Genomic DNA, 25,365 nt, shown 5'->3' with positions numbered 1-25,365 from the left:
ATGCTGCTATCGGCCGTGGCGCTGTTGCTCGCGGTCGGCGGGGGATCGGCCTTCGCTCAGGATATGGCTCCAACAGCCGTTCAGGCTCAGGCCGCCGCAATCTCGCCGATGCTTCTGGACCCGGTCTTTGGCGACCATGCGGTGCTGCAGCGGGGGCGTCCGATCCCCGTGTGGGGCCGCGCGGTTCCCGGCTCGCGCGTGGCGGTGTCGCTGGCCGCGAGCAGCGTGACGACCACCGCCGATGCGACGGGGCGTTGGCGGGCCGACCTGCCGGCCCAGAAGGCGGGCGGTCCCCATGCGCTGACCGTCAGCGCGGGCGACGTGACCCAGCGCCTGGGCGACGTAATTGTGGGCGACGTGTGGCTGTGTTCGGGCCAGTCGAACATGGAGTTGTCGCTGCGTCAGGCGGCGAATGCGGACGCAGAGATCGCCGCCGCCGACGACGCCGCCTTGCGCCTGTTCAACATCCCGCGCCGCAGCCTGCCTCAAACGGCCGCCGAGCCTCAGGCCCTTGCGGCATGGACCCCGACGACGCCCGAGACCGCGCGTGACTTCTCCGCCGCCTGCTACTTCATGGCGCGTGATCTGCGTCGCGCCGACCCCAGCGTCGCGATCGGCCTGATCGCGGCATCCTGGGGCGGTTCGATCATCGAGGACTGGCTGAGCCGGGACGCCCTGGCGGCGATGGAGCCCTATCAGCCGTCGCTGCAGGCGCTGGACGCCTACGTCCGCTCGCCGCAGGAAGGCGAGGCGCTGTGGCAGCGCATCTCCATGGCCTGGTGGCGCAGTCACGATCCCGGACTTCAGGGTGGCTGGTACCGCGAGCGGCTGGACGAGACCGACTGGCGTCGGATTCCGGCCGAGGGCGCGTGGGAGACGACGCAGGAGGACCTGGCGACCTTTGACGGGGTGATCTGGCTCAGGACCAAGGTGGAGTTGACGCGGGCGCAGGCGCGTCAGGCCGCAACGCTGGACATCGGACCGATCGACGATGCGGACAGCACCTGGATCAACGGCCGCTACCTGGGCGGCATGCAGGGCTGGGACACGCCGCGCCGCTATCGGATTCGCGCGGGCTCGCTGAAGGCAGGCCGCAACGTCATCGCCGTCGGCGTGCTCGACAGCGGGGGCGGCGGCGGCGCCTGGGGGCCCGCGGCCGACAAGAGGCTGGTGTTCGACGACGGCTCGTCCGTGCCGCTGAACCAGCCGTGGCTGCGCCGCGTGGCGGCCCCCTTGGCCGGCCTGCCGCCGCCGCCGCGCACGCCGTGGGTCGGCGGGTCGGGCGTCAGCACCCTGTACAACGGCATGATCGCGCCGGTCGCGCCGTACGGGCTCAAGGGTGTCGCCTGGTATCAGGGCGAGTCCAACGCCGGCGACGCAGCCGGATACGCCGTGCTGCTGCCCGCCTTGTTCGCGGACTGGCGGCGCGCCTTCGACAATCCGGACCTGTCGATGCTGGTGGTGCAGTTGGCCAACTTCGGCCCCGCCTCCGATCGACCGCAGGCCTCGGGCTGGGCCGCCTTGCGCGAGGTGCAGCGACGCACGGTCAACGCCGACGCCAGGGCGGGCCTCGCCGTTTCCATCGACGTGGGCGACCGCTACGACCTTCATCCGACCAACAAGCAGGAAATCGGCCGGCGCCTGGCGCTGGAAGCGAGGCGGCTGGACGGCCAGACGGTTGCGCGTTCCGTCCAGCCCGAGGGCGTCCGTCGCGCCGACGGCGAAATCCGCATCCGCTATCCGGAGAAGGCCATCCTGACCGTTGTCGGAGCCAGCCGGCCGGTCGGCTTCGAACTGTGCGGGGCTGGAAACGACTGCCGCTTCGTCGACGCGATGCTGGAGGGCGCGGAAGTGATCCTGGGCGACGCCCGCCCCACCGACGCCAAGGTGCGGTTCTGCTGGGCCGACAGTCCTCTGTGCAACCTCTACGGGCCTGAAGGCCTGCTGGCGGTTCCGTTCGAGCTGGAGACGCCGCCTTCGGCTTCAGTCGCTTCAACAGTGGAGTGATCAGCCTTCCATGCGGCTACATCCACAAGGTGTGCAATACTAGGGGGCGGTCGCGGCCGGTCGCCGAGGGCGCCGGCCGCTAAAGGCAAGGTGAAGCGTTAGGCGACGGTCGCCTTGACGATCTTGCCGGGGTTGCGCGGCGGCTCGCCCTTGGGCAGGGCGTCGATGTGTTCCATGCCCGAGGTGACCTGACCCCAGACCGTGTACTGGCGGTCTAGGAAGGTGGCGTCATCGAAGCAGATAAAGAACTGCGAGTTGGCGCTGTTCGGGTCGGAGGTGCGGGCCATGGAGCAGACGCCGCGCACGTGCGGCTCGGACGAGAACTCCTGCTTCAGGTTCGGCTTGTTCGAACCCGAGGTGCCGGTGCCCGTCGGGTCGCCGCCCTGGGCCATGAAGCCCGGGATCACGCGGTGAAAGACCACGCCGTCGTAGAAGCCTTCCGAGGCCAGTTCGCTGATGCGGGCGACGTGGTTCGGCGCCAGGTCGGAACGCAGGGTGATGACCACGTCGCGGGCTTCGCCATCGCCGGTGTCCAGGGTGAAAGTCAGGGTTTCGGCCATCGGGCGCTCTCCTCGTTGTGGCAGATGTGTGCGGGGGACATAGCCCGCAACGCACGTCGGGGCTATGTGGTGCTGATGAGCGAAGAGGAAAAGCCCGAGGGCGCGCCAGAGCGTCGCCGCATGGTCCGGCTGCCCAGCGGTGGAACGGCCGCCGGCCGAGGCATGGGCCAGAAGATGAAAACGGCCGACACCAAGTCGATGTCGAGCCAGCAATGGATCAAGCGGCAGCTTTCCGACAAATGGTCGGAAAAGGCGCGCGCCGAGGGCTGGCGGAGCCGCGCGGCCTTTAAGCTGATCGAGATCGACGACAAGCACCGGCTGATCCGGCGCGGCTCGCGCGTCATCGACCTGGGCGCGGCGCCGGGCGGCTGGGTGCAGGTGGCGCTGGACCGGGGCGCGGCGGCCGTGGCGGGCGTGGACCTCCTGCCGATCGAGCCGATCCCGGGCGCGACGCTGATTCAGGCCGACTTCACCCACCCCGGAGTGGATAAGCAGCTGATCGACGCCATCGGCGGCCCGCCGGACCTGGTGCTGTCGGACATGGCGCACAACACCATCGGCCACCGCCAGACCGATCACCTAAAGATCATCGCCCTGATCGAGATCGCCGCCGACTTCGCCATCCGCACGCTGAGACCAGGCGGGGCCTTCGTGTCCAAGAACTTCCAGGGCGGCGACGCGGGCGGCGTCCTGGCGCGCCTGCGCGAGGAGTTCGAGACCGTGAAATACGTCAAGCCGGCCTCCAGCCGGAAGGACTCGGCCGAGGTCTTCCTGGTGGCGCTGAACAGACGCTAGGCGGCGACGGCCTGGCGACGGGCGGCGCGGCGGGCCTCGATGCGGCTCCAGATACGGTCGTGCAGGGTAAAGAACACCGTCTGCACCAGCGGCTCGACAATGCCGATTGCCAGGGCCGTGCGGATGTCGCCGGTCAGCGCATAGGCGACGGTCACAGCCACGGCGAAGTGCATCAGGCCATAGGTGACGGTCTTCAGCGCCACCTGCTTGAGCGACCGGGGCAGGGCGTGACTGTGGCCGTGGTGACCGCCGTGCGCGCGCTGCTGCTCTTCGGGCGACATGACCTCGAGCCGGGCGGTGAAGGCCTCGGCCGCCTCTTCGATGCTTGATGCGCGCCGCCGCCGCTCGATCCGGTGCCAGACACGGTCGTGAATCGAATAGGCGATGGTCTGAAAGAAGGGCTCGACCATGCCGACCGCCAGGGCCAGTCGCCAGTCTCGTGTCAAAGCAAAGGCCACCAGGATCGCGACCACGAGGTGCATGACCCCGTAGGAGGCGATTTTCAACGCAAGCTTGCGCGCGGTGCTGAGCAGGACGCCGACCATGACAGCAGAATGGTCTTTGGCTTCCACGGTTGCAAACCAATAAATTGTATCAGTCCCATAAACGCCGGCCTTGCCGCCGCGCCGCTTCGCCCGCTATACGCGGCCCGCAAAACGGAGACTCCTCATGGAGATACGCGAAGGCCTCACCTTCGACGATGTTTTGCTGGAACCCGGCCCGTCCGAGTTCATGCCGGCCGAGGTCGATGTGTCGACCCAGCTGACGCGCGACATCCGCCTGAACATCCCGCTGCTGTCCTCGGCCATGGACACGGTGACCGAAAGCCGGCTGGCCATCGCCATGGCGCAATCGGGCGGCCTGGGCGTGCTGCATCGCAACATGACCATCGAGGAGCAGGCCGAGCAGGTCCGCGCGGTCAAACGCTACGAAAGCGGCATGGTGGTCAATCCGGTGACGGTGACGCCAGACACCACGCTGGGCGAGGTGCGCGAGATCGTCGCGCGCAAGAAGATCACCGGCTTTCCGGTGGTCGATCCGGCGTCCGGAAAGCTGGTCGGCATGCTGACCCACCGGGACATGCGCTTCGAAGCCGACGCCAACGTCACGGCGGCTTCGCTGATGACCACCGGCGACCTGATCACCGTGCGCGAAGGCGCCGGCCGCGAGGAGGCGCGCGAACTGCTGCGCACCCGCAAGATCGAGCGTGTCATCGTCGTCGACGACGACTATCGGGCCGTCGGCCTGATCACCATGAAGGATATCGAGAAGGCTCAGGCCTTTCCTCACGCCGCCAAGGACGACCAGGGCCGCCTGCTGGTCGGCGCCGCATCGACCGTGGGCGACGCAGGCTATGAACGCGCCATGGCTCTGGCCGAGGCGGGCGTAGATGTCGTCGTGATCGACACCGCCCACGGCCACTCCGCCTCGGTCGCCCAGGTGGTGGAGCGGATCAAGCGCGAGTCGAACCGCATCCAGATCGTCGCCGGCAATGTCGCCACCTATGATGCGACCCGCGCCCTGATCGACGCGGGGGCCGACGCGGTCAAGGTCGGCATCGGGCCGGGCTCCATCTGCACCACGCGCATCGTCGCCGGCGTCGGCGTGCCGCAGCTGACGGCGGTGATGGACGCAGCCCGCGCCGCCCGCGATTCAGGCGCGCCGGTCATCGCCGACGGCGGCATCAAATACTCCGGCGACCTGGCCAAGGCGATCGCGGCGGGCGCCAGCGTCGCCATGATGGGCTCCATGTTCGCCGGCACCGACGAGAGCCCCGGCGAGGTCTTCCTTTACCAGGGCCGGTCCTACAAGTCGTATCGCGGCATGGGCTCGGTCGGCGCAATGGCCAGGGGATCGGCCGACCGCTACTTCCAGAAGGAAGTGTCGTCCGAGAAGCTGGTCCCGGAAGGCATCGAGGGTCAGACGCCCTACAAGGGGCCGATCAGTCCGGTGCTGCACCAGCTCGTCGGCGGTCTTCGCGCCTCGATGGGCTATGTCGGGGCCGGCACGGTGCGAGACTTCCAGGCCCGCGCCCGCTTTGTCCGCATCACCGGCGCGGGCCTGCGCGAAAGCCATGTCCACGACGTGATGATCACGCGCGAGGCGCCGAACTACAGGCAGGGCTGACGGCCATGACGACCGAACTGTTCTATCTCGCCCTGACGCTGATCCTGGCGCTGATCCAGATCTTTCTCCCGGCGGCGGGGCGGGTGGCGCGGTTCGGCCTGGCCTGGAACGCGGGCGCGCGCGACGAACCCAAGGGGTCGGCGGGACCCGTTACCGGACGACTCGAGCGGGCGCAGGCCAACCTGTTCGAGACTCTCCCCCTGTTCATTGGTGCGGTGCTGATTGCGCACGTTGCGGATGCGAACAGCGCCTGGACGGTCTGGGGCGCCGGCCTCTACTTCTGGGCGCGCGTGGCCTATGTGCCGCTGTATGCGCTGGGCGTGCCCTATGTCCGGTCGCTGGCGTGGCTGGTTTCGCTGATCGGGCTCGTCCTGATCCTCGCCGCCCTGTTTATTTGAGGATGCCGCCCCAGTGACTCCCGCCGCCCGACTGGCCGCCGCCGGCGCCGTGATCGACTCCATCACCCAAAGCCGCCAGCCGGCCGAAGCCGTGCTGAAAGCCTGGGGTGCAGCGAACCGCTATGCGGGCTCCAAGGACCGGCGGGCCATCGCCGACCGGGTCTACAAGGTGCTGCGCGCACGCGGCCGCCTGTCGTGGATCATGGGCGGGCGCGAAGACGGCCGGGCGCTGGTGATCGGTTCGCTGTCCGCCATCGACGGTCTGTCGCTGGAGGAGATCGAGGCGCTGCACTCCGGTGAAGGCTACGGCCCGCGCCCGCTGTCCAAGCAGGAGCGCAATCGCCTGACCGCCCAGCCCGGCGACCTGCCCGGCTGGATCGCCGCGGGCCTGCCCGAGTTTGTGGTCGAGGATTTCAAGAAGACCTTCGGCGATCGCTGGACGGAGGAGGCGCAGGCCCTGATGGTCCCGCGCGCGCCGATCGACCTGCGGGTCAATGTCGTCCGCGCCAGCCTGGAGGCCGTCGAGGCCGAACTGCGCGAAGCCGGGCTCGAGCCCGCGCGTACGCCGCTGTCGCCTGTCGGCCTGCGTTTAGCCGCCGAGCCGCCGCCGAACGTCCAGGCGCTGGACGCCTTTCAGGCTGGCCGTATAGAGATCCAGGATGAGGGCAGCCAGGTCGTCTGCGCCCTCGCTGAAGCGAAGCCCGGCATGACGGTGGTCGACTATTGCGCCGGCGGCGGCGGCAAGACCCTGGGCCTGGCGGCGGCCATGGGTCTGTCCGACGGCGGGGAGGGCCGGCTGGTCGCCTCCGACGTGGTGCAGAAGCGGCTCAACAACATCCGTCCCCGGCTCGAGCGCGCGGGCGTGGAGGCTGAACTGGTCCTGATCGGCCAGAACGGCGGCGGGCTGGAGGCGCTGAACGATCAGGCCGACCTGGTGTTCGTTGACGCGCCGTGCTCGGGCAGCGGCACCTGGCGACGCCGGCCGGAAGACGCCTGGCGATTGACGACGGAAGAGGTCGAGCGCCTGCACGCGCTGCAGGTCCGCATCCTGGGACAGGCCGCGCGGCTGGTGAGGCCGGGCGGACGGCTGGTCTATGTCACCTGCTCGATGCTGAGCGCCGAGAACGAGGCCAGCATCGCCGCCTTCGAGGCGGCGCACGCAGACTTCCGACCCACCGCGCGTTCCGAGTTGGCGACGCAGAGCGAGGCGGCGGCGGAGATGCTGATGAACCGCGCTGAAGGTCACGCCCTGCGCCTCTCGCCGGCGTCCACCGGCACCGACGGCTTCTTCTTCGCCGCCTACACTCGCCTCTACCTGACGGAACCGACCGCATGATCCCCGCTTCGACCACGCCCGGCGACCACCAGAAGGTCCTGATCGTCGACTTCGGCAGCCAGGTGACCCAGCTGATCGCGCGCCGTCTGCGCGAGGCCAATGTCTATTGCGAGATCCACCCGTTCGACAAAGCGGGCGCCGCGCTGACGGCCATGTTGCCGCGGGCCATCATCCTGTCGGGCGGTCCCAGCTCGACCACCGAAGCGGATAGTCCGCGCGTCGAACACGCCGTGTTCGAAGCCGGTCTGCCGATCCTGGGCGTCTGCTACGGCGAGCAGCTGATCTGCGCGGAAATGGGCGGCAAGGTCGAGAGCGGCCATCATCGCGAGTTCGGTCGCGCCGAGATCGTCATCACCAAGGAAAGCCCGCTGTTCGCCGGCATCGGCGCCGTCGATCACCGCGAGCCCGTTTGGATGAGCCACGGTGACCGCGTCACCGCCATTCCCAACGGCTTCGAGGTCATCGCCACCTCGGAAGGCGCGCCCTTCGCCGCCATCGCCGACGAGACCCGCAAGATCTATGGCGTGCAGTTCCACCCCGAGGTGATGCACACCCCGCGCGGCGCCGCGATCCTGAAGAACTTTACCCACGCGATCGCCGGGCTGGACGGCGACTGGACCATGGCCGCCTATCGCGACGAGCAGATCGCGAAGATCAGGGAACAGGTCGGCGACGCCAAGGTCATCTGCGGCCTGTCCGGAGGCGTGGACTCCTCCGTCGCCGCCGTTCTGATCCACGAAGCCATCGGCGATCAGCTGACCTGCGTCTTCGTGGACACCGGCCTGTTGCGCAAGGACGAGGCGGTTCAGGTCACGACCCTGTTCAGAGAACACTACAACATCCCGCTGGTGCACGTTGATGCGTCGAAGGAATTCCTCGGTCAGCTTGCCGGCGTCTCCGACCCCGAAACCAAGCGCAAGACCATCGGCCGTGTCTTCATCGAAGTGTTCGACCGCGAGGCCGCCAGGATCGAGGGCGCGCAGTTCCTGGCCCAGGGCACCCTCTATCCGGACGTGATCGAAAGCGTTTCCGCCTCCGGCGGGCCCAGTGCCGTGATCAAGAGCCACCACAATGTCGGCGGCCTGCCGGACTTCATGCAGCTGAAGCTGGTCGAGCCGTTGCGCGAGCTGTTCAAGGACGAGGTGAGGGCGCTGGGGCGCGAACTGGGCCTGACGGACGCCTTTGTCGGCCGCCACCCATTCCCCGGACCGGGCCTGGCCATCCGTATTCCCGGCGAGATCACGCCGGACGCCGTCGCAACGCTTCAGGACGCGGACGCCATCTATCTGGAGGAGATCCGCAAGGCGGGCCTCTATGACGATATCTGGCAGGCCTTCGCCGTGCTGCTGCCGGTCAAGACGGTCGGCGTCATGGGCGACGCCCGCACCTACGAAAAGGTCCTGGCCCTGCGCGCCGTCACCTCGACCGACGGCATGACCGCCGATTTCTACCAATTTCCCTGGGACGTCCTCGCCCGCACCGCTACCCGCATCATCAACGAGGTTCGCGGCGTCAACCGAGTCGTCTACGACGTGACCTCCAAACCGCCCGGCACCATAGAGTGGGAATAATTCGGGCCTTTCGGGAGCTTTCGAGAACGCTTCCGAAATGGGCTGTAAGTTGCTGACGCGAAAGTGAATTCTGTCGAGACCCTTCGGAGCCTTTCGGAGGGTCTTTTTTTCGTGATGCCGACCTGTCTGACGGTATCGCGCTCCGTTGCTCCCATGGATTCCGGCTCATACCGTCTGGGCCACGGCGAGCCGTTGACGGTATTCTTTTCAAGCAAGACGCTGAAAAGGCGAGAAAATATCGACCTCGAACCGCCGATTTCCGGGCCTGTCCGGTGCGAGGAGGTTTTACCGTGCTTACCGATGCCGCTCTGAAGAATTTGAAGCCTAAATCAAAGCCTTACAAGAGTACCGACAGGGACGGCTTGTACGCCTACATCTCGCCCGGGGGAGCGATCTCGTTCCGCTACGACTATCGCTTCAACGGTCGGCGAGAGACGCTCACCCTGGGGCGCTACGGACGGGGCGGTCTGAGCCTCTCGCAGGCGCGGGAACGTCTGTTCGAGATCAAGCGGACCATCGCGGACGGCGTGTCGCCCGCCCTGGAGAAGCAGCGCGCCAAGCGTCGTCTGAAAGAGGCGCGCAGCTTCGAGCATGTCGCCCAGCGTTGGATGGACACCGCACCGATGGCGGACAGCACACGGAACATGCGCCGGTCGATCTTCAATCGCGAGGTGCTGCCGCAGTGGCGAAACCGCCTGCTTAGCGAGATCACTCCCGACGACATCCGGGCGCACTGCAAGACCATCGTGGACCGCGGCGCGCCGGCGACGGCGATCCATGTGCGCGACATCGTCAAACAGATCTACGCCTGGGCGATTCTGCACGGCGAGAAGATCGACAATCCGGCCGACGGCGTCGGGCCGGCGTCGATCGCGACCTTCCGGCCGCGAGACCGCAGCCTGTCGCCGAGCGAGATCCGCATCATGCTGGGGCTTCTCGGAGAGGTGGCGACCCTGCCGACCATCCGGCTCGGGCTGAAGTTCATCCTGCTCAGCATGGTGCGAAAGAGCGAACTGCAGGATGGCGTCTGGCCAGAAGTGGATTTCGAGAACGCCGTCTGGTCGATCCCGGCGGCGCGGATGAAGCGCTCCCGGCCCCACAACGTCTATCTGTCGACCCAGATGCTCGACATCCTGATCGCCCTGAAGACCTGCGCGGGGAACTCCAAATACATCCTGCCGTCGCGCTACGACGCGGACGCGCCGATGTCGCGGGCGACCTTCAATCGCGTGACCTCCGCCATCGCCGCGCTGGCGAAGAAGCGGGGACTGCCTTTGGAGCCGTTCACCGTGCACGACCTGCGACGGACGGCTTCGACCCTGTTGCACGAGATGGGGTTCAACTCGGACTGGATCGAAAAGGGCTTGGCTCACGAGGAGCGGTCGTCGCGCGGGGTCTACAACAAGGCGGAGTTCGAGATGCAGCGACGGCATATGGCGCAGCAGTGGTCGGACGCGGTCGAGGCCTGGGAGGCCGGGCGGACGTTCACGCCGGTGCTCAGTGTGCCGGAGGGAGAGGGACCTCGCTTCGATCCAAAGTTCTGACGGGTCGGCTGACGCGTCGGCGGACATCGGGCGGCGGGGCGCGGCGGATCGGCTGGTTGCGGCGCCGCTCGAGCCACGCCTCGACCTCGGCCAGGTCCCAGACCACGCAGCGGGGCGTCAGAAGGAACCGCTTCGGAAACTCGCCCCGGCGCTCCATCTCCCAGATGGTGCTGTCGGCGAGCGGCACCATCTGGTGCAGTTCAGGTTTCTTGATCGTGCGGCGTAGGGGTGGGCTGGCCTGGGCCATCGAAATCTCCGCTTTGCTGGGAGAATCGAACCCGAAAGATTGCGACAGGCCTAGCCGTATCCTCTCCACCGTAGGCTTGCGCATCCCCTGGCGTCAGCGGCTTGAATACTTCCATATTTCGACTAATGCGGAACTATGGAAGCCGAAGCCTCGATTCTCGCTCTCGCTGCCCTGGCGCAGTCGACCCGGTTGGAGGCGTTTCGTCTCCTGGTCCGTCACGAACCGGAGGGCCTGCCGGCCGGTGACATCTCCAATCACCTCGCCATCCCGGCCAACACGCTTTCGTCCCATCTGGCCGTCCTAAGCCGGGCGGGGCTGATCCAGTCGGAACGTCGCAGCCGGTCGATCATCTATCGGGCCGACCTGGACCGGCTTCGCGACCTGGTCCTGTTCCTGCTCAAGGACTGCTGTGGGGGCAGGGCGGACCTGTGCGAGCCGCTGTTGGCAGACCTCGCGCCCTGTTGCTCGTGAGGACGCCATGGACATCGTAATCTATCACAACCCCGCGTGCGGGACGTCTCGCAACGCCTTGGAGCTGATCCGGCACGTCGGGATCGAGCCTCACGTAATCGAGTATCTGAAGACGCCGCCGTCGCGCGCCATGGTCGCTTGGCTGGCCGGGCGGACCGGCGCGCCGCTGCGTGACCTGCTGCGGGAGAAGGGCACGCCCTTCGCCGAGCTGGGTCTCGAGAACCCCGACCGGACGGATGAGCAACTGCTCGATGCGATCGAGGCCCATCCGATCCTGCTCAACCGTCCGATCGTCGTCGGTCCCCTGGGGGTTCGTCTCTGCCGCCCGTCGGAGGCCGTGCTGGACCTGCTGCCGGTCGAGAACCTGAAGCCCTTCACCAAGGAAGACGGAGAGGTCGTCATCGACGCCGACGGCCGGCGGGTGGGACGATGACCGAAGCGCCCGCCAGGTCGCCACGCCGCCTGTCGTTCCTTGATCGCTGGCTGACGGTGTGGATTTTCGCCGCCATGGCCGTCGGCGTTCTGCTCGGAACCATGGTGCCGGGCCTGCCCGCCTGGGTCGACAGCCTCTCGGTCGGTACCACCAACATCCCGATCGCCATCGGCCTGATCCTGATGATGTACCCGCCGCTGGCCAAGGTCCGCTATGAGGCCTTGCCGCGCGTGTTCGCCGACAAGCGGGTCCTCGCGCTGTCGCTGGTCCAGAACTGGATTCTGGGTCCGGTGCTGATGTTCGCTCTAGCGGCGATCTTCCTGCGCGATCAGCCGGAATATATGACCGGCGTGATCCTGATCGGCTTGGCGCGCTGTATCGCCATGGTGCTGGTCTGGAACCAGTTGGCCCGAGGCGACAACCAGTATGTGGCCGGTCTCGTGGCCTTCAACTCGATCTTCCAGATCCTGTTCTTCAGCCTCTATGCTTGGCTCTTCCTCACCGTTCTGCCGCCGCTGTTCGGCCTGCGGGGCAGTGTGGTGGACGTCAGCGTCTGGACCATCGCCGGAGCCGTGCTCGTCTATCTCGGCGTTCCGTTCGTGGCGGGCTTTTTGACGCGCCGCTGCCTGATCGCCCGCAAGGGCGCCGGTTGGTACGAGCGTCGTTTCCTGCCGCGCATCGGACCGATTACGTTGATCGCGCTGCTCTTCACCATCGTGGCCATGTTCAGCCTGAAGGGTGGAGAGGTCGTGGCCCTGCCGCTGGATGCCCTGCGCATCGCCATTCCGCTGACGATCTACTTCCTCGTCATGTTCGTCGTCAGCTTCCTGATGGGCAAGCTGATCGAGGCCGACTACCCGCGCACCACGGCGCTGGCCTTCACGGCGGCCTCCAACAATTTCGAGCTGGCCATCGCGGTCGCCATCGCGGCGTTCGGCCTGGCCTCGCCGGTCGCCTTCGCCGCTGTCATCGGCCCGCTGGTGGAGGTGCCGGTGCTGATCCTGCTGGTGTCGGTCGCCCTCTGGATGGGCCGGCGGTGGTTCCCGGAAACGGTCCCGCCGGCGGACGCCGGGTGATGGTGGTCCTCTATCTGATCGAACCGACCGACGCCGGCCTGATCGCCGCGCTGCGGGCCGAAGGCCTGCCCGCGCCCGACGCCGGCCGCTACTTCAGCGCCGATCACCACGGCGCCGTCGTCGGCTATGTCGGACTGGAAGGGGAGGGGCGCGACCTGCTGGTCCGCTCGCTGGTCGTCCTCGCCGACCGGAAAGCGCGGGGCCTGGGAGCCCGGGTGCTGGCCGCCGCCGAGATCATCGCCGGCGACATGGGCGGCGCACGCCTGCATCTGCTCACCACGGCGGCCGAGCCCTTCTTCGCCCGACACGGCTACCGGGCGGCGAACCGCCAGACGGCGCCGGAGGCGATCCGACGGACCCGCGAGTTCGCTGGACTCTGCCCGGCGTCGGCAGCCTATCTGACCAAGGACCTCTGATGGCCTTCGCCCGCCTGCGCCCGCTTCCCGATCCGGATCACCTGCCGGCCTTGGACAAGGCCTATCTCTCGGCCGATCCGGCCCGCGGTCTGGGGCCGCACGACCAACCACCCCGGATCCTGCTCCTCTACGGATCGCTGCGCGAACGGTCCTACTCGAGGTTCTGCGTCGAGGAGGCGGCTCGCCTGCTGCAATGGATGGGATGCGAGACCCGCATCTTCGACCCGTCGGACCTGCCTCTTCCGGGGGCGCCGGGCGACGATGACCACCCGGCGGTGCGCGAACTGCGCGACCATGCCCTGTGGTCCGAAGGCATGGTCTGGTGCAGCCCGGAGCGGCACGGTCAGGTCTCGGGCCTGATGAAGCTGCAGATCGATCATCTGCCCCTGAGCATGGGCGGCGTGCGCCCGACCCAAGGGCGGACCCTGGCCGTCATGCAGGTCTCCGGCGGGTCGCAGAGCTTCAACGCCGTCAACACCCTGCGGCTGCTCGGCCGCTGGATGCGGATGATCACCATTCCCAACCAGTCGAGCGTGGCCAAGGCCTTCCAGGAATTCGACGACGCCGGGCGAATGAAGCCGTCCGCCTACTATGAGCGCATCGTCGATGTGATGGAGGAGCTGGTCCGTTTCACCATCCTGTCCCGGCCTCACGCCGCGCAGCTGGTCGATCGCTATTCCGAGCGCAAGGCGGTCGGAATTCCGATCGACGCAGCGACCGATCTCTCGTCGATAGCGGTTGCGCCCCAATCCCGACCAAACGCCTGAATGTCGGTCTGCTTAATGTCGGCAGTCTCGGTCCTGAAGGACTTCGATGACCTTGCAGGCTGAAACCCGGCCGCCGGCGCAGTCGGCCGTCATCCGTGAAAGTTCAGTCTGGAGCGCCTGTAACTGCCGAATCTTCTCCGTGACATCGGCCAGATGCCGTTCCGCGATGGCGTTCGCGTCACTGCAGGGGCGGTCGGGGTGATCGGCAAGGTCGAGGAGCGAGCGGATAGCGTCGAGGTCGAAGCCCAACTGGCGGGCGTGCCGGATAAAGCCGAGCCGGCGTAGTGCGGGTTCGTCGTAGAGCCGACGGTCGCTGGCGGTGCGCGGCGGCTCGGGCAGGAGCCCGGCCTGCTCATAGAAGCGGATGGTCGGCACCTTCACGCCGGTCGCGGCGGAGAGCTTGCCGATGGTCAGATGCGGAGCGGGAGTGAGCGTCATCGGCTGAAAATAGGCGCTTGATCCTCTAGTGACTAGAGGATGTAGACCAGTCTTCATGGACACGAGCGAGACCGCCTGCCGCCCGGCCGCCGGCTGCTGCGGACACGATGTGAAGTTTGACGGCTCCACGCCGGCCTATCGCCGCGTGCTGGTGGCCGTGATCGTCATCAACCTCGTCGGCTTCGTCGCGGTCTTGGCCGGCAGTCTCGCACAGGGGTCGGCCGCGCTCGCCGCCAACGCCCTCGACTTCCTCGCCGACAGCGTGACCTACGCCGTGAGCCTTTGGGTTATCGGCCGCTCGGTGCGCCTCCGCGCCGGCGCAGCCCTCGCCAAGAGCGCCAGCCTGGTCGTGCTGGGGCTGTCGGTCCTCGGCTTCGCGGTCTGGCGGGCCATGACCGGGGCCGCGCCGGAGGGCTTCGTGATCACGGGCCTGGGTCTGTTCGGCTTCGCCGCAAACCTGGTCGCCGCCACCCTGCTGCTGCGCTTCAGGGACGGAGACGCCAATGTTCGATCGGTCTGGCTCTGTACGCGCAACGACCTGGCCCACAACCTCGGCGTCGCCGCGGCGGGCGGTCTGGTCTGGCTGACGGGATCGCGCTGGCCGGATCTCGCCGCCGGCGCCCTGCTGGCCTTCATCTTCCTTCAATCCGCATGGTCGATCACCCGTCAGGCGCTCGTCGAGACCCGCGTGAACGCTCGCTCGTCCGCCGCCCTGCCTGGAGCGGGCGCTTGATCCGCCGGGCCCGATCCGGCGTGACCGGTCGTCGCAGCAGGGCGGGCCGGAGCGCGTTCCCGTCGCGCAAGGCCGGGGCGGCCGGAGCAGCGTATTTTGTAACAGATTGCCGATACGGGCGAACGAAAGTATGCAGCCGCCGATGACCTGGTCGATGGTGACATGGGCGAAGTTGATTCTGGCGGTGACCTTCGTCGCCGCCGCCTTCTTCGTCGCGCCCATCGCTGACGCAGCGACCTGCCAGCCCGAACCGCCCGCCGCCCACGCCCTGGTTGATCACGATCCGGCCGAAGGCGACCACACCGGCGGCAAGGACCACGGCATCTGCTCGCACGGCCATTGCCATCACACCGCCGCCGCTCGCACGGCGGTCGGCGAAGACCTGCCTCTGCAGGCCTTCGACCGGCCGCTCCACGCCTTGCCCCTGAGCGATCTCTTCGGCTCCATCGCGCCAGACGGACTGAAACGCCCTCCCAGAGCCTGACACGACGACCGCGCTTCCGCGCGGGCTCTCTCGTGTCACTCCCTCTGGAAGATGAATCATGCCTGCCTCATATCGCCGGCCGCCGCGTTTCGCGGTCGGCTGCGCGCTCGCCGCTATCGCGGCTGTGCTGGCCAGCCCCGCGTGGGCTGACCCTGCGCCTTCGTTCGCCGAGCTCCTCGCCCGGCTGGACCAGACCCCGGCCACCACGGAAGCCGGCGCGCTTCTGGACGCCGCCGAAGCCCGGGCGCGCCAGGCGCGTGTCCGCCCCAACCCGACCCTCGCGCTCGATGCCGAGAACGCGTTCGGGAGCGGGCCCTTCTCTGGCTACGGCAATGCCGAGACCACGCTCTCGATCACTCAGGATCTTGAGCTCTGGGGTCGACGCACGGCTCGCATCAACGCGGCCCGCGCCGATGCCGGGACCGCCTCGCTCCGACGAGATCTGGCCGTGGTCGACGCCGCCGGACGGTTGGCGCTGGTCTACGCCGACGCCGAGGCGGCCGAGCGGCGCGCGACCTTGGCCGAGGAGAACCTGAGCCTCACCCTCGCCGACGCCCGCGCGGCCTTGGTGCTGGTGGAGGAGGGGCGCGAGCCGCTTCTGCGCGGCATCCAGGGCGAGAGCGAAGCCGCCGCCGCGCGCGCCGGTCTCGACGAAGCCATCGCCGAACGGGACGCGGCCTTCGCCCGGCTCACGGCGGTGGCCATGCTCGCCGAGCCGGTGACGACCATCGACGTCAGCTTGCTGGACCTCGCGCCGGCGACCGCCCTTTCGCCGACGGACCAGACGCCGACCGTGCGCGTGGCCGAGGCTGAGCGCTCGGCCGCAGAAAGCCGCATCGCGGTCGAACGCACGCGGTCGCGACCGGACGTCAGCGCCAGCGTCGGACTTCGCCGCTACGAGGCGGAAGACGCGACGGCGCTGACCTTCGGCCTCAGCCTGCCCCTGCCGCTGTTCGATCGGAACCGCGGCAACATCGAAGCCGCCCAGGCGGACTTCAGGGCGGCCGACGCCCGGCTGATGACCGCCCGTCAGGAAGCCCAGGCGGACCGGGCCGCAGCACAGGCGCGCCTCCGCGCCTCGGTGAGCCGCGTCAACGCCGCCGACGCCGGGGTGACCTCCGCCGAAGAAGCCTACCGCCTCTCGCGGATCGGCTTCGAGGCGGGCCGGATCTCGCAGCTCGAGCTTCGCGCGACCCGTACCGCCCTGGTCAACGCCAGAACCGCCGCCGTGGACGCCCGCCTCGCCCGGGTCCGCGCGGAAATCGATCTCGCGCGCCAGGACGGCCGCGCCCCCTTCCAAGGAGCCCAATGATGCGCAAGCGCACTTCCAACAAGACCTTGCTGATCGGCGGGGTCGCCGCCCTCGTCATCCTCGGGGCCGGGGGTCTTTACCTCGCCATGGGACGGTCGGATCCGCCCGCCGCCGAAGGCGCGGCGGCTGAAGGCGAAGCCAGTCACGCCGAAGAGGAGGGCGGTCACGCCGAAGGCGAGGCCGAAGCGCCCGAGGGCTTCGTCGCTCTCAGCGCCGCCCAGGCCCAAGCCGCCAATCTGGTCGTCGTCGGCGTCGGTCGGGGCGGGGGCGCCGAGACCCGGCTCTCCGGTCGCGTCGAACCCATGATCGACGCCCGCGCCGCCGTCGCCGCGTCTGTCGGCGGACGGGTGGAACGGGTGCTGGTGGCGCCCGGCCAGTCCGTTCGGATCGGCCAGCCCCTGGCCAGCCTCGTGAGCGGCGACGCGGCCACCTTCCGCGCCGACGCGGACGCGGCCGCGGCCCAGTCCGAAGTCGCGCGCCAGGCCTATCAGCGCAACAGCAACCTCGCCGACCAGGGCGTCGTCGCCCGGCAAGAGGTCGAGGCGTCCCGGGCGCAGCTGCTCAGCGCCGAGGCGGCGGCCCGAGCGGCCCGCGCGCGGTCGAGCGCGGCCGGATCGCCCAACGCCGCCGGACGGCTGAGCGTGAACAGCCCGATCGCCGGCGTGGTCACCAGCGTTCAGGTCGGCCCGGGCGGCTTCGTCCCGCAGGGCGGCGTGATCGCCGAGGTGACCAACCCCGCCCGCGTCGAACTCGTGTTCAATGCGCCGCCGCACCTTGCGGCGCTCGTCCGCGCGGGATCGACCTTGCGGGTCTCCAGCCCCGCGGGCGATTTCGACGCCGTCGTCACCGGCGTCGCCGCCGGGGCGGGCGCGGAAAGCGGCGCCACCGTGATCCGGGCGCGCCCGACGGGAGCGACCCTGCCGCCGGCCGGCTCCGCCGTCACCGGCGCGATCGTAACGGGTGAAGCCGCCGGCGGCCTGACCGTGCCGACGGAAGCCATCCAGACCGTCGACGGCGCCAGCGTCGTTTTCATCCAGGTCCCGAACGGCTTCCAGCTCCGTCCCGTGCTCGTCGGTCGCCAGGCCGGGGGACGCACGGAGATCCTGCGCGGCCTCGACGGGTCCGAGCGGGTCGCCGGAACCAACGCCTTCCTCCTCAAAGCCGAACTCGCCAAGGGCGAGGCCGAGCACGGCCACTAAGGGGGCGCGCGAATGTTCAAATTCATCATCGAGCTGTCGGTCAAATTCCGATGGTTCATCGTCCTGGCCACGGCGCTCGTCGCGGCCTACGGCCTCCTCGAACTGACACGGTTGCCGATCGACGCCGTGCCGGACATCACCAACCGTCAGGTGCAGGTGACCACCGTCGCCCCGGCCCTGGCCCCCGAACAGATCGAACGTCAGGTCACCTATCCGATCGAGACCGCCATGGCCGGCATCCCCGGTCTGACCTCGACCCGGTCGCTGAGCCGCAACGGCTTCAGCCAGGTGACCGTCATCTTCACCGACCAGACGGACATCTATTTCGCCCGTCAGCAGGTCGCCGAACGACTGGCGCAGGCGCGCGAGACGATGCCCGAAGGCGTCGAACCGGCGCTGGCGCCCATCACCACCGGCCTGGGCGAGGTGCTGATGTGGACGGTGGACTACAAGCCGTTCAACAGCGCCAACCTGGCCAGGCCGGGCCAGACCGGCTGGCAGGCCGGCGGCGCCTATCTGACGCCTGAAGGCGATCTCCTCACCACCCCGCAACAGCGCGCCACCTATCTGCGCACCGTGCAGGACTGGATCATCGCTCCGCAGATGCGGACGGCGCCCGGCCTGGCCGGCGTGGATACGGTCGGCGGTTATGTGAAGGAATACGCGGTTCGTCCGGATACGGCGCGTCTGTCGGCCTACGGGCTCGGCATGGGCGACCTCATCCAGGCGCTCGACCGGGCCAACACCCAGGCCGGGGCCGGCTATGTGCAGCGTGCGGGCGAGGCCCTGACCGTTCGCACGGACGCGCTGGCCTCGACCGTCGAGGACCTCGCCCAGGCGCCTGTCGTCAATCGAAGCGGCCTTGTGGTCCGCGTCGCCGACGTCGCCACCGTCGAGGTCGGCCAGGCCCCGCGTCTGGGCGGCGCCAGCCGCGACGGACACGAAGCGGTCCTCGGCACCGCCCTGATGATCGCGGGCGGCAACAGCCGCACCGTGGCCCATGCCGCCGGCGATCGGCTCGAGGAGGTGCAGAAGACCCTGCCGCCCGGCATCGAGGCCGTGACGGTGCTGGACCGAAGCGCCCTGGTGAACTCGACCATCGCCACGGTGGCGCGCAATCTGACCGAAGGCGCGCTCCTGGTCATCGTCGTGCTCTTCCTGCTGCTCGGCAACATCCGGGCGGCGAGCATCACGGCGTTGATGATCCCGATCAGCTTCCTGTTCGCCGTCATCGGCATGAACCGGTTCGGCATCAGCGGCAATCTGATGAGCCTCGGCGCGCTGGACTTCGGCCTGCTTGTCGACGGCGCCGTGGTCGTTGTCGAGAACACCCTGCTGATGCTCAGTCAGAAGCGCGCGGAGGCCGGGCGCATGCTGACGCGGCGCGAGCGTCTCGGCGTCGCCGCCGCGGCGGCGCGCCAGATGGTCAAGCCGGCCGCCTTCGGTCAGCTGATCATCCTGCTCGTCTTCACCCCCCTGCTGATGCTGGAAGGGGTCGAAGGCAAGACCTTCATCCCGATGGGCGCGACGGTTATGCTGGCCTTGGTCGGCGCCTTCATCTTCTCCTTCACCTTCGTGCCGGCGATGACGGCGCTCTTGGTGCGGGATCCCAAGAAGGTCGAGGTCGACGAACACGGCCATGCCCACGAGCACGAGACCTTCCTGCTGCGCCACGCGCGCCGCTGGATCGCTCCGGCCATTCGCACGGCCGTCGATCGTCCGAAGATCGTCCTGCTCTCCGCGCTCGGCGCCCTGGTCATCGGCGGCATCACCTTCACCACCCTCGGCCGGGAGTTCATCCCGACCCTGGACGAAGGCGACATCGCCATGCAGGCGCTGCGGGTTCCGTCAGCCTCGCTCGAGCAGTCGCTCGCCATGCAGATGGCGATCGAGCGGGCGATCAAGGCCCAGCCGGAAGTGGAGACCATGTTCTCGCGGACCGGCACCGCCGAAGCGGCTGTGGACCCCATGCCGCCCAACATCTCCGACAGCGTCATCGTTCTGAAGGACCGCAAGGACTGGCCCAACCCGGGTCTGGAGAAGGAGGAGCTGATCGCCCGCTTCGAGGAAGTCGCGTCGCGGCAGATCGGCAACAACTTCGAATTCAGCCAGCCGATCGAGCTCCGCTTCAACGAGCTGATCTCGGGGGTGCGGACCGATCTGGCGGTCATGGTCTATGGCGACGACTTCGCCACCATGCAGCGGGTCGCCGACCAGGTGGCCAACGCCCTGCGCCAGACGAACGGGGCGGCCGACGTGAGGGTGGAGCAGGCGTCCGGCCTGCCGACCCTGACGATCAGCGTGGACCGGTTCGCCGCGGCCAACTACGGCCTGTCGGCGGCCGACGTCTCCGAAGCGGTTTCGGCCGCGATCGGCGGCGCCGAGGCCGGCCGCATCTTCGAGGGCGACCGGCGTTTCGACGTCGTGGTCCGTCTCCCTGACGACGCGCGCAACGATCCGGCGGCGCTGGCGGCCTTGCCGATCGTTTCATCGACCGGCGTGACCGTGCCCCTGTCCTCGGTCGCGCGCATCCAGAGCGCCGAGGGACCGAACCAGATCAGCCGCAACGACGGCAGCCGCCGCATGGTCGTCCAGGCCAATGTGCGCGGTCGCGATCTGGGCGGCTTCGTCACCGACGCCCAGAAGTCGGTGGATCAGGTTCAGCTCCCCCCGGGCGTTCGCCTGGACTGGGGCGGCCAGTTCGAGAACCTCAAGCGCGCCGAGCAGCGGCTGGGCCTGGTCATTCCGATCGTCTTCGTCCTGATCGGCGTATTGCTGTTCATGGCGCTGGGCTCCTTCGCCGAGGCGGGTCTGGTGTTCGCCTGCGTGCCGCTCGCCCTGGTGGGCGGGGCGCTGGCGCTGCTCCTGCGCGGCATGCCGTTCTCCGTCTCGGCGGCTGTCGGTTTCATCGCCGTCTCCGGCGTGGCGACGCTCAACGGCCTGGTGCTCATGCAGGCGATCCGCGAGCGGCTTCAGGCGGGATTGCCGCCCCGTGACGCGGCCATCGAGGGTGCGTCCAGCCGCCTGCGGGCGGTGCTCACTACCGCCATGGTGGCGATCGTCGGCTTCATTCCGATGGCCATCGCTCACGGCGCGGGGGCCGAGGTTCAGAAGCCGCTGGCGACCGTCGTCATCGGCGGCCTGATCACCGCCACCGCCCTGACCCTGCTGGTCCTCCCGACCTTCGCGGCCAAGGCGGTGCGTCATCGCAAGGACGAGGGGATCGAAGACTGATGGCCCGGCCCCAGGATGACCGTCAGCAGCGCCGGACGCTGCTGACGGTTCTCGGCCTCAACGCCGGCCTGGCGGCGGCGCTCGGGATCGGCGGCGTGTCCGCCGATTCCAGCGCCTTGCTGGCCAATGCGCTGGATAACGCCTCGGACGCGGCGGTCTATCTGATCAGCTTTTTGGCCATCGGTCGGGCAGGGACCTGGAAACGGGGCGCCGCAAGGGCGTCGGGGATCATGTTGCTGGTCTTCGCCGTCGGCGTCCTCGTCGACGCCGTGCGCCGGGTGATCACCGGAACCGAGCCGATCGGTCCGACCATGATGGCGCTCGCCCTGGTCGCCGCCGTCGTCAACCTGATCTGCCTGCAGCTCATCCGCCGCCAGCACAGCGGCGACGTCAACATGAAGGCGGCCGAGACCTTCAGCTTCAACGACTTCGCGTCCAACGGCGGCATCCTCGTCGCCGGCGGTCTGGTCCTCTGGCTCGACCAGGCCTGGCCCGACCTCGTCGTCGGCGTTCTCGTCGCGGCGATCGCGATCAAGGGCGGCGTCGAGATTCTCCGCGACGCCAACGCCGCCTCCGACCACCCACAGGAACGCGCTTCATGACCATCCACGACCATTCCAACGGGCACGCTCACGACCACACCGCCGGGGCCAACGCCCGGCAGCTCACCATCGCCCTGGCGCTGACCGGGACCTTCCTGATCGTTGAGGTCATCGGCGGCCTGGTGTTCAACAGCCTCGCCCTGCTGTCGGACGCCGCGCATATGTTCACCGACGCGGCGGCCCTCGCCATCGCGCTGTTGGCGATCAAGATCGGCCAGCGGCCGGCGGATGAGAAACGCACCTTCGGCTACAGGCGGTTCGAGATCCTGGCGGCGGCGTTCAACGCCGTGCTGCTCTTCGTCGTCGCCGGTTACGTCCTCTACGAGGGGATCAAGCGCATTCTGGATCCCGAGCCCGTCGGCTCGATCGGCATGCTGATCGTCGCCGCCGCCGGCCTGGTGATCAATCTGATCTCCATGCGCATCCTGTCGAGCGGCAAGAATCGCAGCCTCAACGTCAAGGGCGCCTATCTCGAGGTCTGGGCGGACATGCTCGGCTCGCTCGGCGTCCTCGTCGCCGCCGTCGTCATCACCGTGACGGACTGGCGCTGGGTCGATCCGATCGTCGCGATCGCCATCGGCCTGTGGGTCCTGCCCCGCACCTGGATCCTGCTGCGCGACACCACCCACATTCTGCTGGAGGGCGCCCCGCGCGGCGTGGCCCTGTCGGACGTGCGGGTCGCCATCCTCGCCACCCCCGGGGTCGCCAGCCTTCACGACCTCCACGTCTGGGTTTCGGGCGCGGATCAGGCGAGCTGCACGGTTCACGTCGTGCTGTCGGAGGGCGCCGACGCCGATGCTGTCCGACAGGCCGTCGGCGACATGCTCGAAGAGCGCTTCGACCTGCATCACACGACCGTCCAGACCGAGCTCGAGCCCTGCGGTGACGCCGGAGGTCTGCACGTATGACCCGAAGCGACGACCCAGCCCGGTCCGCCGCCATGAGGGGCGACGAGATCCAAACCCTTTTTCAAACTCAAAGGAAAACGCCATGAAGCGCACCGGTTGGATCTCGGTGATCGCGGTCTTCCTCGCCGTCGCCGCCTTCGCCTTCGGCATTCTGTCCCGTCGAGGCGCCCCCGACGCCTCCGCCCCGCCGCCGGTCGAGGCGCGAGCGATTGATGGGCACGCCGGCCACGAGGGCGCGCCCTCGGATACGCCGTCGACCCGCGCCTATCGGGAGGCCGCCGACCGCATGCACCAGGCAATGAACATCGACTACTCCGGCGACGCCGACATCGACTTCCTGCGCGGCATGATCGCCCACCACGAAGGCGCGATCGCCATGGCCAGGATCGCCGTGGAGGAGGGCGAGGCGGATGACGTGCGCGGCCTGGCGCAGGAGATCATCCGCGCCCAGGAAGCCGAAATTTTGCGGATGCGGATCATGCTGGCGCGGCACGAGGACGCGCCGGCAGTCTCAGAACGGCCCTGACCCCATGGCCGGCAAGCGCTTCACGGTCCGCAGCCGCAGCATCCGCTGGCGCCAAGGGCGCTACAAGGGCCGCCGCGGCTCGAGCCCGCGCCGGCCGCCGAAGCCCCGGCCAGTACTTGATGTCGTAATCGCCGTCGGCGCCAGCCTGATCGCGGCCTTCGTCGTCCTGTGCATGGCCTTCTCCCTGCTCGGCGCCTACGGAACGCCGCTCTACATCGGCTACGGCGTGATGATGAGCCTGGTGACGGGCGGCTGTCTGGTGTTCGGTCCCCGCGACCGGGCCGGATTGATGATCGCCGGCGGGCTCGGCGTGCTTTGCGTCGCCGGAACGCTCATCCTGTACGGGGTGCGGGCGGACGTGCACTACCATCCTCACGCCAACGAACGCCCCGCCGCCACAGGGAAGCGCGAATGACGAGAAGCTCCGACGGGGAAGGTCAGGCCCGCCGCCCCGCGCGCATCGCCCGCGGAGGGTGGCTGGACGTGCTGCGGTTCGCCGCGGGATCGCTGATCATCCTCTACCACTTCCGGGAAGCGGCCCCGCTGCCGCTCGGACAGATCCATCCGGTGTTCGACCGGGGGTTCCTGCTGACCAATTTCTTCATCATCGACTCCGGCTATGTGCTGGCCCGGATCTACGGCGAGCGCCTGGCCTCGGGCGGGATCGACGTCGGGGCCTACGCGCGCCAGCGGCTGCTGCGCGTGTTCCCGGCCCATCTGGCCGTGATCGCCGGTCTCGCGGCCTTGGTCGCGGCCGCCGCTCTGGCCGGGGTCCGACCGAGCAATCCCCAATGGTTCGACTGGAGCCAGCTGCCCGCCCAGGTCTTGCTCGTGCAGGCCTATGGCGTGCCGGGCGGCGTCGGCTGGAACGCGCCGACCTGGACGCTGTCGGCTCTGATCGGCTGCTATCTGCTCCTGCCCTGGATCTGCCGGGCGCTCTGGAGCCGACCCCGGGCCACGGCCGCGATCGCGATCACCCTGCTTCTCGCCGCCGACGTCGCCAGCCGCGTCTGGCTGGGCGATCCGGTCTATCGCCTCCCCCTGCGGTTCGGATTCCTCCGCGCCCTTCCGCTCTTCCTGCTGGGCGTGGCCGCCGCCGTGGTCGGTGCGCGCGTCTACGTGCGTCCGTCCGTGGCGGGCGCCTTGGGACTCGGCGCTTTCGGTGCGCTCGCGCTCGGTCAGGCCGTTGGCCCCTTCGGCCTGGCCTCCCTGCTGCTGATGACGATCATCATCTGGGCGGCTGGAGCCTTGCCCGTGGTGCGCTCGTCGCGCCTGATCGAACACCTCGGCTTGATGTCGTTCGCGATGTTTCTCACCAATGAAGTCGCCCGCATCGTCTGGTTCGGCGTCTTCGACGCCGTCGGACAGTCGGACTGGTCCATCGGGATGCGCTGGGGCGTCTGGGCCGCCGGTCTGGCGGCGGCGTTCATGGGGGCGGCGGCGTTCCGGTATGGGTTCGACCGGCCGGTTCAGGCCTGGTTGAACCCGCCGAGGCCTGCGACGCCTGCGCCGGGGGTCAGCGCGGATCGGCCGGTGGCCTAGGGTCAGGGTCCCGCGCTCGCCAAGGCGTCCAGATAGCCGTCGCAGCCGGTGAAATAGCCGTCTACGCCCTCGATGACATCGGCAAGGACGGAGAGGTCCATATAGCCGTGGGCCAGCTCGATCGGCCGCCCCTGGGTGTCGACCGGATATCGGAACGAGAAAGAGCCGGGATCGACGGTCGCGAACTCCGCGACGAGCCTGCCGACCGCAGCGGTCGCGCCGTCCTCGTCGTCGCTCCCGAACGCCTGGAGCACCGCCTCGAACTGCGTCCACAGTTTGGTGAGGTCGTGAGACTTCCAGATGGGATCAACTCCGACGGTCCGGCCGTAGGTCGAGATCAGATACTTCAGGGAGAGTTCGAGGAATTGGCGGTAGTTGAAGATGATCGGGAAGACGAGGGTGTCACGATCGGCCGTATCCTCGACGGCCTGCTTGACCAGACTGTCCGCCGCCCGCTTGTAGCCGGTCAGCATCAGCACCATTCGGCTATGCGGATGCTCAGCCAACACGGCGTTCCCGTCCCACCGGGCCGAGACCTGAAAAAGTCTGTCGTCCGCCTTCGGCCATCGGAAGGGGCGTTGCATCAGGTCATCAAAGCTCATGGGTTCGCTCTCCGGATCACCGCGTCCATATAGGGTC

The 25,365-nt window shown here is 68.5% G+C and carries 27 protein-coding genes; 22 read left to right on the top strand and 5 right to left on the bottom strand.

What is annotated here, in order from left to right:
- Positions 1-2,007 (top strand): sialate O-acetylesterase, encoded by a 2,007-nt coding sequence (locus KY493_RS08600; protein WP_255568126.1) that lies wholly within the window; start codon positions 1-3, stop codon positions 2,005-2,007.
- Between the two features lie 98 nt (positions 2,008-2,105).
- On the opposite strand, the gene KY493_RS08595 is transcribed toward KY493_RS08600, so the two are convergent.
- Entirely contained in the window at positions 2,106-2,567 is a 462-nt protein-coding gene (locus tag KY493_RS08595; RefSeq protein WP_219895958.1) for a peptidylprolyl isomerase, read from the bottom strand.
- Positions 2,568-2,642: 75 nt separating this feature from the next.
- On the opposite strand from KY493_RS08595, the gene KY493_RS08590 reads away from it, so the two are divergent.
- A complete protein-coding gene (locus KY493_RS08590) occupies positions 2,643-3,362 on the top strand; it encodes an RlmE family RNA methyltransferase (protein WP_219895957.1) in 720 nt (239 codons plus the stop codon).
- On the opposite strand, the gene KY493_RS08585 is transcribed toward KY493_RS08590, so the two are convergent.
- The gene (locus tag KY493_RS08585; RefSeq protein WP_219895956.1) at positions 3,359-3,907 is read right to left on the bottom strand and encodes a DUF2061 domain-containing protein; all 549 of its coding nucleotides are present in this window, start codon (positions 3,905-3,907) and stop codon (positions 3,359-3,361) included. The two genes, KY493_RS08590 and KY493_RS08585, sit on opposite strands and share 4 nt — an antisense overlap.
- A 124-nt stretch (positions 3,908-4,031) precedes the next feature.
- Here KY493_RS08585 and guaB point away from each other — a divergent pair, with 124 nt between their 5' ends.
- The 5 genes from guaB (at position 4,032) to KY493_RS08560 (ending at position 10,338) form a co-directional block, all read left to right on the top strand.
- The gene (guaB, locus tag KY493_RS08580) at positions 4,032-5,489 is read left to right on the top strand and encodes an IMP dehydrogenase (protein WP_219895955.1); all 1,458 of its coding nucleotides are present in this window, start codon (positions 4,032-4,034) and stop codon (positions 5,487-5,489) included.
- Positions 5,490-5,494: 5 nt separating this feature from the next.
- Positions 5,495-5,887 carry an MAPEG family protein gene (locus KY493_RS08575; RefSeq protein WP_219895954.1) on the top strand — a complete coding sequence of 131 codons (393 nt, stop codon included), beginning with the start codon at positions 5,495-5,497 and terminating at the stop codon, positions 5,885-5,887.
- Between the two features lie 13 nt (positions 5,888-5,900).
- The gene (locus KY493_RS08570; RefSeq protein WP_219895953.1) at positions 5,901-7,223 is read left to right on the top strand and encodes an RsmB/NOP family class I SAM-dependent RNA methyltransferase; all 1,323 of its coding nucleotides are present in this window, start codon (positions 5,901-5,903) and stop codon (positions 7,221-7,223) included.
- Entirely contained in the window at positions 7,220-8,794 is a 1,575-nt protein-coding gene (gene guaA, locus KY493_RS08565) for a glutamine-hydrolyzing GMP synthase (RefSeq protein WP_219895952.1), read from the top strand. The genes KY493_RS08570 and guaA overlap by 4 nt, the downstream gene beginning before the upstream one ends.
- Positions 8,795-9,084: 290 nt before the next feature.
- Positions 9,085-10,338 (top strand): integrase arm-type DNA-binding domain-containing protein, encoded by a 1,254-nt coding sequence (locus KY493_RS08560; protein ID WP_055808164.1) that lies wholly within the window; start codon positions 9,085-9,087, stop codon positions 10,336-10,338.
- On the opposite strand, the gene KY493_RS08555 is transcribed toward KY493_RS08560, so the two are convergent.
- Positions 10,292-10,585, bottom strand: a complete 294-nt coding sequence (locus KY493_RS08555) for an AlpA family transcriptional regulator (protein ID WP_081600486.1) — start codon at positions 10,583-10,585, stop codon at positions 10,292-10,294. The two genes, KY493_RS08560 and KY493_RS08555, sit on opposite strands and share 47 nt — an antisense overlap.
- 135 nt (positions 10,586-10,720) lie before the next feature.
- On the opposite strand from KY493_RS08555, the gene KY493_RS08550 reads away from it, so the two are divergent.
- From KY493_RS08550 to arsH, 5 genes are read left to right on the top strand one after another with little or no spacing between them, the layout of a single operon-like run.
- The gene (locus KY493_RS08550; RefSeq protein WP_017505590.1) at positions 10,721-11,056 is read left to right on the top strand and encodes a helix-turn-helix transcriptional regulator; all 336 of its coding nucleotides are present in this window, start codon (positions 10,721-10,723) and stop codon (positions 11,054-11,056) included.
- Between the two features lie 7 nt (positions 11,057-11,063).
- Positions 11,064-11,489, top strand: coding sequence for an arsenate reductase (glutaredoxin) (arsC, locus tag KY493_RS08545; RefSeq protein ID WP_017505589.1), 426 nt, complete (start codon positions 11,064-11,066; stop codon positions 11,487-11,489).
- Positions 11,486-12,565 (top strand): ACR3 family arsenite efflux transporter, encoded by a 1,080-nt coding sequence (gene arsB, locus KY493_RS08540; protein ID WP_055808168.1) that lies wholly within the window; start codon positions 11,486-11,488, stop codon positions 12,563-12,565. Before arsC ends, arsB begins: the two co-directional genes overlap by 4 nt.
- A complete protein-coding gene (locus tag KY493_RS08535) occupies positions 12,565-12,981 on the top strand; it encodes a GNAT family N-acetyltransferase (RefSeq protein WP_219895951.1) in 417 nt (138 codons plus the stop codon). The genes arsB and KY493_RS08535 overlap by 1 nt, the downstream gene beginning before the upstream one ends.
- Entirely contained in the window at positions 12,981-13,748 is a 768-nt protein-coding gene (gene arsH / locus KY493_RS08530) for an arsenical resistance protein ArsH (protein WP_055808170.1), read from the top strand. The genes KY493_RS08535 and arsH overlap by 1 nt, the downstream gene beginning before the upstream one ends.
- A 12-nt stretch (positions 13,749-13,760) precedes the next feature.
- On the opposite strand, the gene KY493_RS08525 is transcribed toward arsH, so the two are convergent.
- Positions 13,761-14,186, bottom strand: coding sequence for a helix-turn-helix domain-containing protein (locus KY493_RS08525; protein ID WP_219895950.1), 426 nt, complete (start codon positions 14,184-14,186; stop codon positions 13,761-13,763).
- 55 nt (positions 14,187-14,241) lie between these two features.
- Here KY493_RS08525 and KY493_RS08520 point away from each other — a divergent pair, with 55 nt between their 5' ends.
- The 10 genes from KY493_RS08520 (at position 14,242) to KY493_RS08475 (ending at position 24,726) form a co-directional block, all read left to right on the top strand.
- The gene (locus KY493_RS08520; RefSeq protein ID WP_219895949.1) at positions 14,242-14,919 is read left to right on the top strand and encodes a cation transporter; all 678 of its coding nucleotides are present in this window, start codon (positions 14,242-14,244) and stop codon (positions 14,917-14,919) included.
- A 142-nt stretch (positions 14,920-15,061) separates the two neighbouring features.
- Positions 15,062-15,403 carry a hypothetical protein gene (locus KY493_RS08515; protein WP_026108495.1) on the top strand — a complete coding sequence of 114 codons (342 nt, stop codon included), beginning with the start codon at positions 15,062-15,064 and terminating at the stop codon, positions 15,401-15,403.
- 124 nt (positions 15,404-15,527) lie between these two features.
- The gene (locus KY493_RS08510; protein WP_255567833.1) at positions 15,528-16,715 is read left to right on the top strand and encodes a TolC family protein; all 1,188 of its coding nucleotides are present in this window, start codon (positions 15,528-15,530) and stop codon (positions 16,713-16,715) included.
- Positions 16,715-17,914: an efflux RND transporter periplasmic adaptor subunit gene (locus KY493_RS08505; protein ID WP_017505582.1), complete on the top strand. Its 1,200-nt coding sequence runs from the start codon at positions 16,715-16,717 to the stop codon at positions 17,912-17,914. Before KY493_RS08510 ends, KY493_RS08505 begins: the two co-directional genes overlap by 1 nt.
- Before the next feature lie 12 nt (positions 17,915-17,926).
- Entirely contained in the window at positions 17,927-21,148 is a 3,222-nt protein-coding gene (locus KY493_RS08500; RefSeq protein ID WP_219895947.1) for an efflux RND transporter permease subunit, read from the top strand.
- Positions 21,148-21,750, top strand: a complete 603-nt coding sequence (locus KY493_RS08495) for a cation transporter (RefSeq protein WP_017505580.1) — start codon at positions 21,148-21,150, stop codon at positions 21,748-21,750. The genes KY493_RS08500 and KY493_RS08495 overlap by 1 nt, the downstream gene beginning before the upstream one ends.
- Positions 21,747-22,658 (top strand): cation diffusion facilitator family transporter, encoded by a 912-nt coding sequence (locus KY493_RS08490; protein WP_219895946.1) that lies wholly within the window; start codon positions 21,747-21,749, stop codon positions 22,656-22,658. The genes KY493_RS08495 and KY493_RS08490 overlap by 4 nt, the downstream gene beginning before the upstream one ends.
- 82 nt (positions 22,659-22,740) lie before the next feature.
- On the top strand, positions 22,741-23,184 hold the full coding sequence (locus KY493_RS08485) for a DUF305 domain-containing protein (protein ID WP_219895945.1): 444 nt from the start codon (positions 22,741-22,743) through the stop codon (positions 23,182-23,184).
- A 4-nt stretch (positions 23,185-23,188) separates the two neighbouring features.
- Positions 23,189-23,599 (top strand): hypothetical protein, encoded by a 411-nt coding sequence (locus tag KY493_RS08480; RefSeq protein ID WP_219895944.1) that lies wholly within the window; start codon positions 23,189-23,191, stop codon positions 23,597-23,599.
- Positions 23,596-24,726 carry an acyltransferase gene (locus KY493_RS08475; RefSeq protein ID WP_219895943.1) on the top strand — a complete coding sequence of 377 codons (1,131 nt, stop codon included), beginning with the start codon at positions 23,596-23,598 and terminating at the stop codon, positions 24,724-24,726. Before KY493_RS08480 ends, KY493_RS08475 begins: the two co-directional genes overlap by 4 nt.
- Before the next feature lie 2 nt (positions 24,727-24,728).
- Here the strand turns inward: KY493_RS08475 and KY493_RS08470 are convergent, their stop codons facing one another.
- Positions 24,729-25,328 carry a hypothetical protein gene (locus KY493_RS08470; RefSeq protein WP_219895942.1) on the bottom strand — a complete coding sequence of 200 codons (600 nt, stop codon included), beginning with the start codon at positions 25,326-25,328 and terminating at the stop codon, positions 24,729-24,731.
- Positions 25,329-25,365: the final 37 nt, after the last annotated feature.

It is taken from the genome of Brevundimonas sp. PAMC22021 (assembly GCF_019443405.1).
Lineage (GTDB): Bacteria > Pseudomonadota > Alphaproteobacteria > Caulobacterales > Caulobacteraceae > Brevundimonas.
Note: the sequence above shows the minus strand (reverse complement) of the source record. Positions and strands in the feature narration are given on the sequence as shown.

Bases quoted from the DNA above. Each gene is read 5' to 3' on its own strand.
- KY493_RS08505 (WP_017505582.1), top strand. From the start codon at position 16,715: ATGCGCAAGCGCACTTCCAACAAGACCTTGCTGATCGGCGGGGTCGCC.
- KY493_RS08470 (WP_219895942.1), bottom strand. From the start codon at position 25,328: ATGAGCTTTGATGACCTGATGCAACGCCCCTTCCGATGGCCGAAGGCG.
- arsB (WP_055808168.1), top strand. From the start codon at position 11,486: ATGACCGAAGCGCCCGCCAGGTCGCCACGCCGCCTGTCGTTCCTTGAT.
- KY493_RS08550 (WP_017505590.1), top strand. From the start codon at position 10,721: ATGGAAGCCGAAGCCTCGATTCTCGCTCTCGCTGCCCTGGCGCAGTCG.
- arsC (WP_017505589.1), top strand. From the start codon at position 11,064: ATGGACATCGTAATCTATCACAACCCCGCGTGCGGGACGTCTCGCAAC.
- KY493_RS08575 (WP_219895954.1), top strand. From the start codon at position 5,495: ATGACGACCGAACTGTTCTATCTCGCCCTGACGCTGATCCTGGCGCTG.
- KY493_RS08490 (WP_219895946.1), top strand. From the start codon at position 21,747: ATGACCATCCACGACCATTCCAACGGGCACGCTCACGACCACACCGCC.
- KY493_RS08590 (WP_219895957.1), top strand. From the start codon at position 2,643: ATGAGCGAAGAGGAAAAGCCCGAGGGCGCGCCAGAGCGTCGCCGCATG.
- KY493_RS08585 (WP_219895956.1), bottom strand. From the start codon at position 3,907: ATGGTCGGCGTCCTGCTCAGCACCGCGCGCAAGCTTGCGTTGAAAATC.
- KY493_RS08480 (WP_219895944.1), top strand. From the start codon at position 23,189: ATGGCCGGCAAGCGCTTCACGGTCCGCAGCCGCAGCATCCGCTGGCGC.
- arsH (WP_055808170.1), top strand. From the start codon at position 12,981: ATGGCCTTCGCCCGCCTGCGCCCGCTTCCCGATCCGGATCACCTGCCG.
- KY493_RS08475 (WP_219895943.1), top strand. From the start codon at position 23,596: ATGACGAGAAGCTCCGACGGGGAAGGTCAGGCCCGCCGCCCCGCGCGC.
- guaA (WP_219895952.1), top strand. From the start codon at position 7,220: ATGATCCCCGCTTCGACCACGCCCGGCGACCACCAGAAGGTCCTGATC.
- KY493_RS08515 (WP_026108495.1), top strand. From the start codon at position 15,062: ATGACCTGGTCGATGGTGACATGGGCGAAGTTGATTCTGGCGGTGACC.
- KY493_RS08600 (WP_255568126.1), top strand. From the start codon at position 1: ATGCTGCTATCGGCCGTGGCGCTGTTGCTCGCGGTCGGCGGGGGATCG.
- KY493_RS08525 (WP_219895950.1), bottom strand. From the start codon at position 14,186: ATGACGCTCACTCCCGCTCCGCATCTGACCATCGGCAAGCTCTCCGCC.
- KY493_RS08535 (WP_219895951.1), top strand. From the start codon at position 12,565: ATGGTGGTCCTCTATCTGATCGAACCGACCGACGCCGGCCTGATCGCC.
- KY493_RS08595 (WP_219895958.1), bottom strand. From the start codon at position 2,567: ATGGCCGAAACCCTGACTTTCACCCTGGACACCGGCGATGGCGAAGCC.
- KY493_RS08500 (WP_219895947.1), top strand. From the start codon at position 17,927: ATGTTCAAATTCATCATCGAGCTGTCGGTCAAATTCCGATGGTTCATC.
- guaB (WP_219895955.1), top strand. From the start codon at position 4,032: ATGGAGATACGCGAAGGCCTCACCTTCGACGATGTTTTGCTGGAACCC.
- KY493_RS08495 (WP_017505580.1), top strand. From the start codon at position 21,148: ATGGCCCGGCCCCAGGATGACCGTCAGCAGCGCCGGACGCTGCTGACG.
- KY493_RS08485 (WP_219895945.1), top strand. From the start codon at position 22,741: ATGAAGCGCACCGGTTGGATCTCGGTGATCGCGGTCTTCCTCGCCGTC.
- KY493_RS08520 (WP_219895949.1), top strand. From the start codon at position 14,242: ATGGACACGAGCGAGACCGCCTGCCGCCCGGCCGCCGGCTGCTGCGGA.
- KY493_RS08555 (WP_081600486.1), bottom strand. From the start codon at position 10,585: ATGGCCCAGGCCAGCCCACCCCTACGCCGCACGATCAAGAAACCTGAA.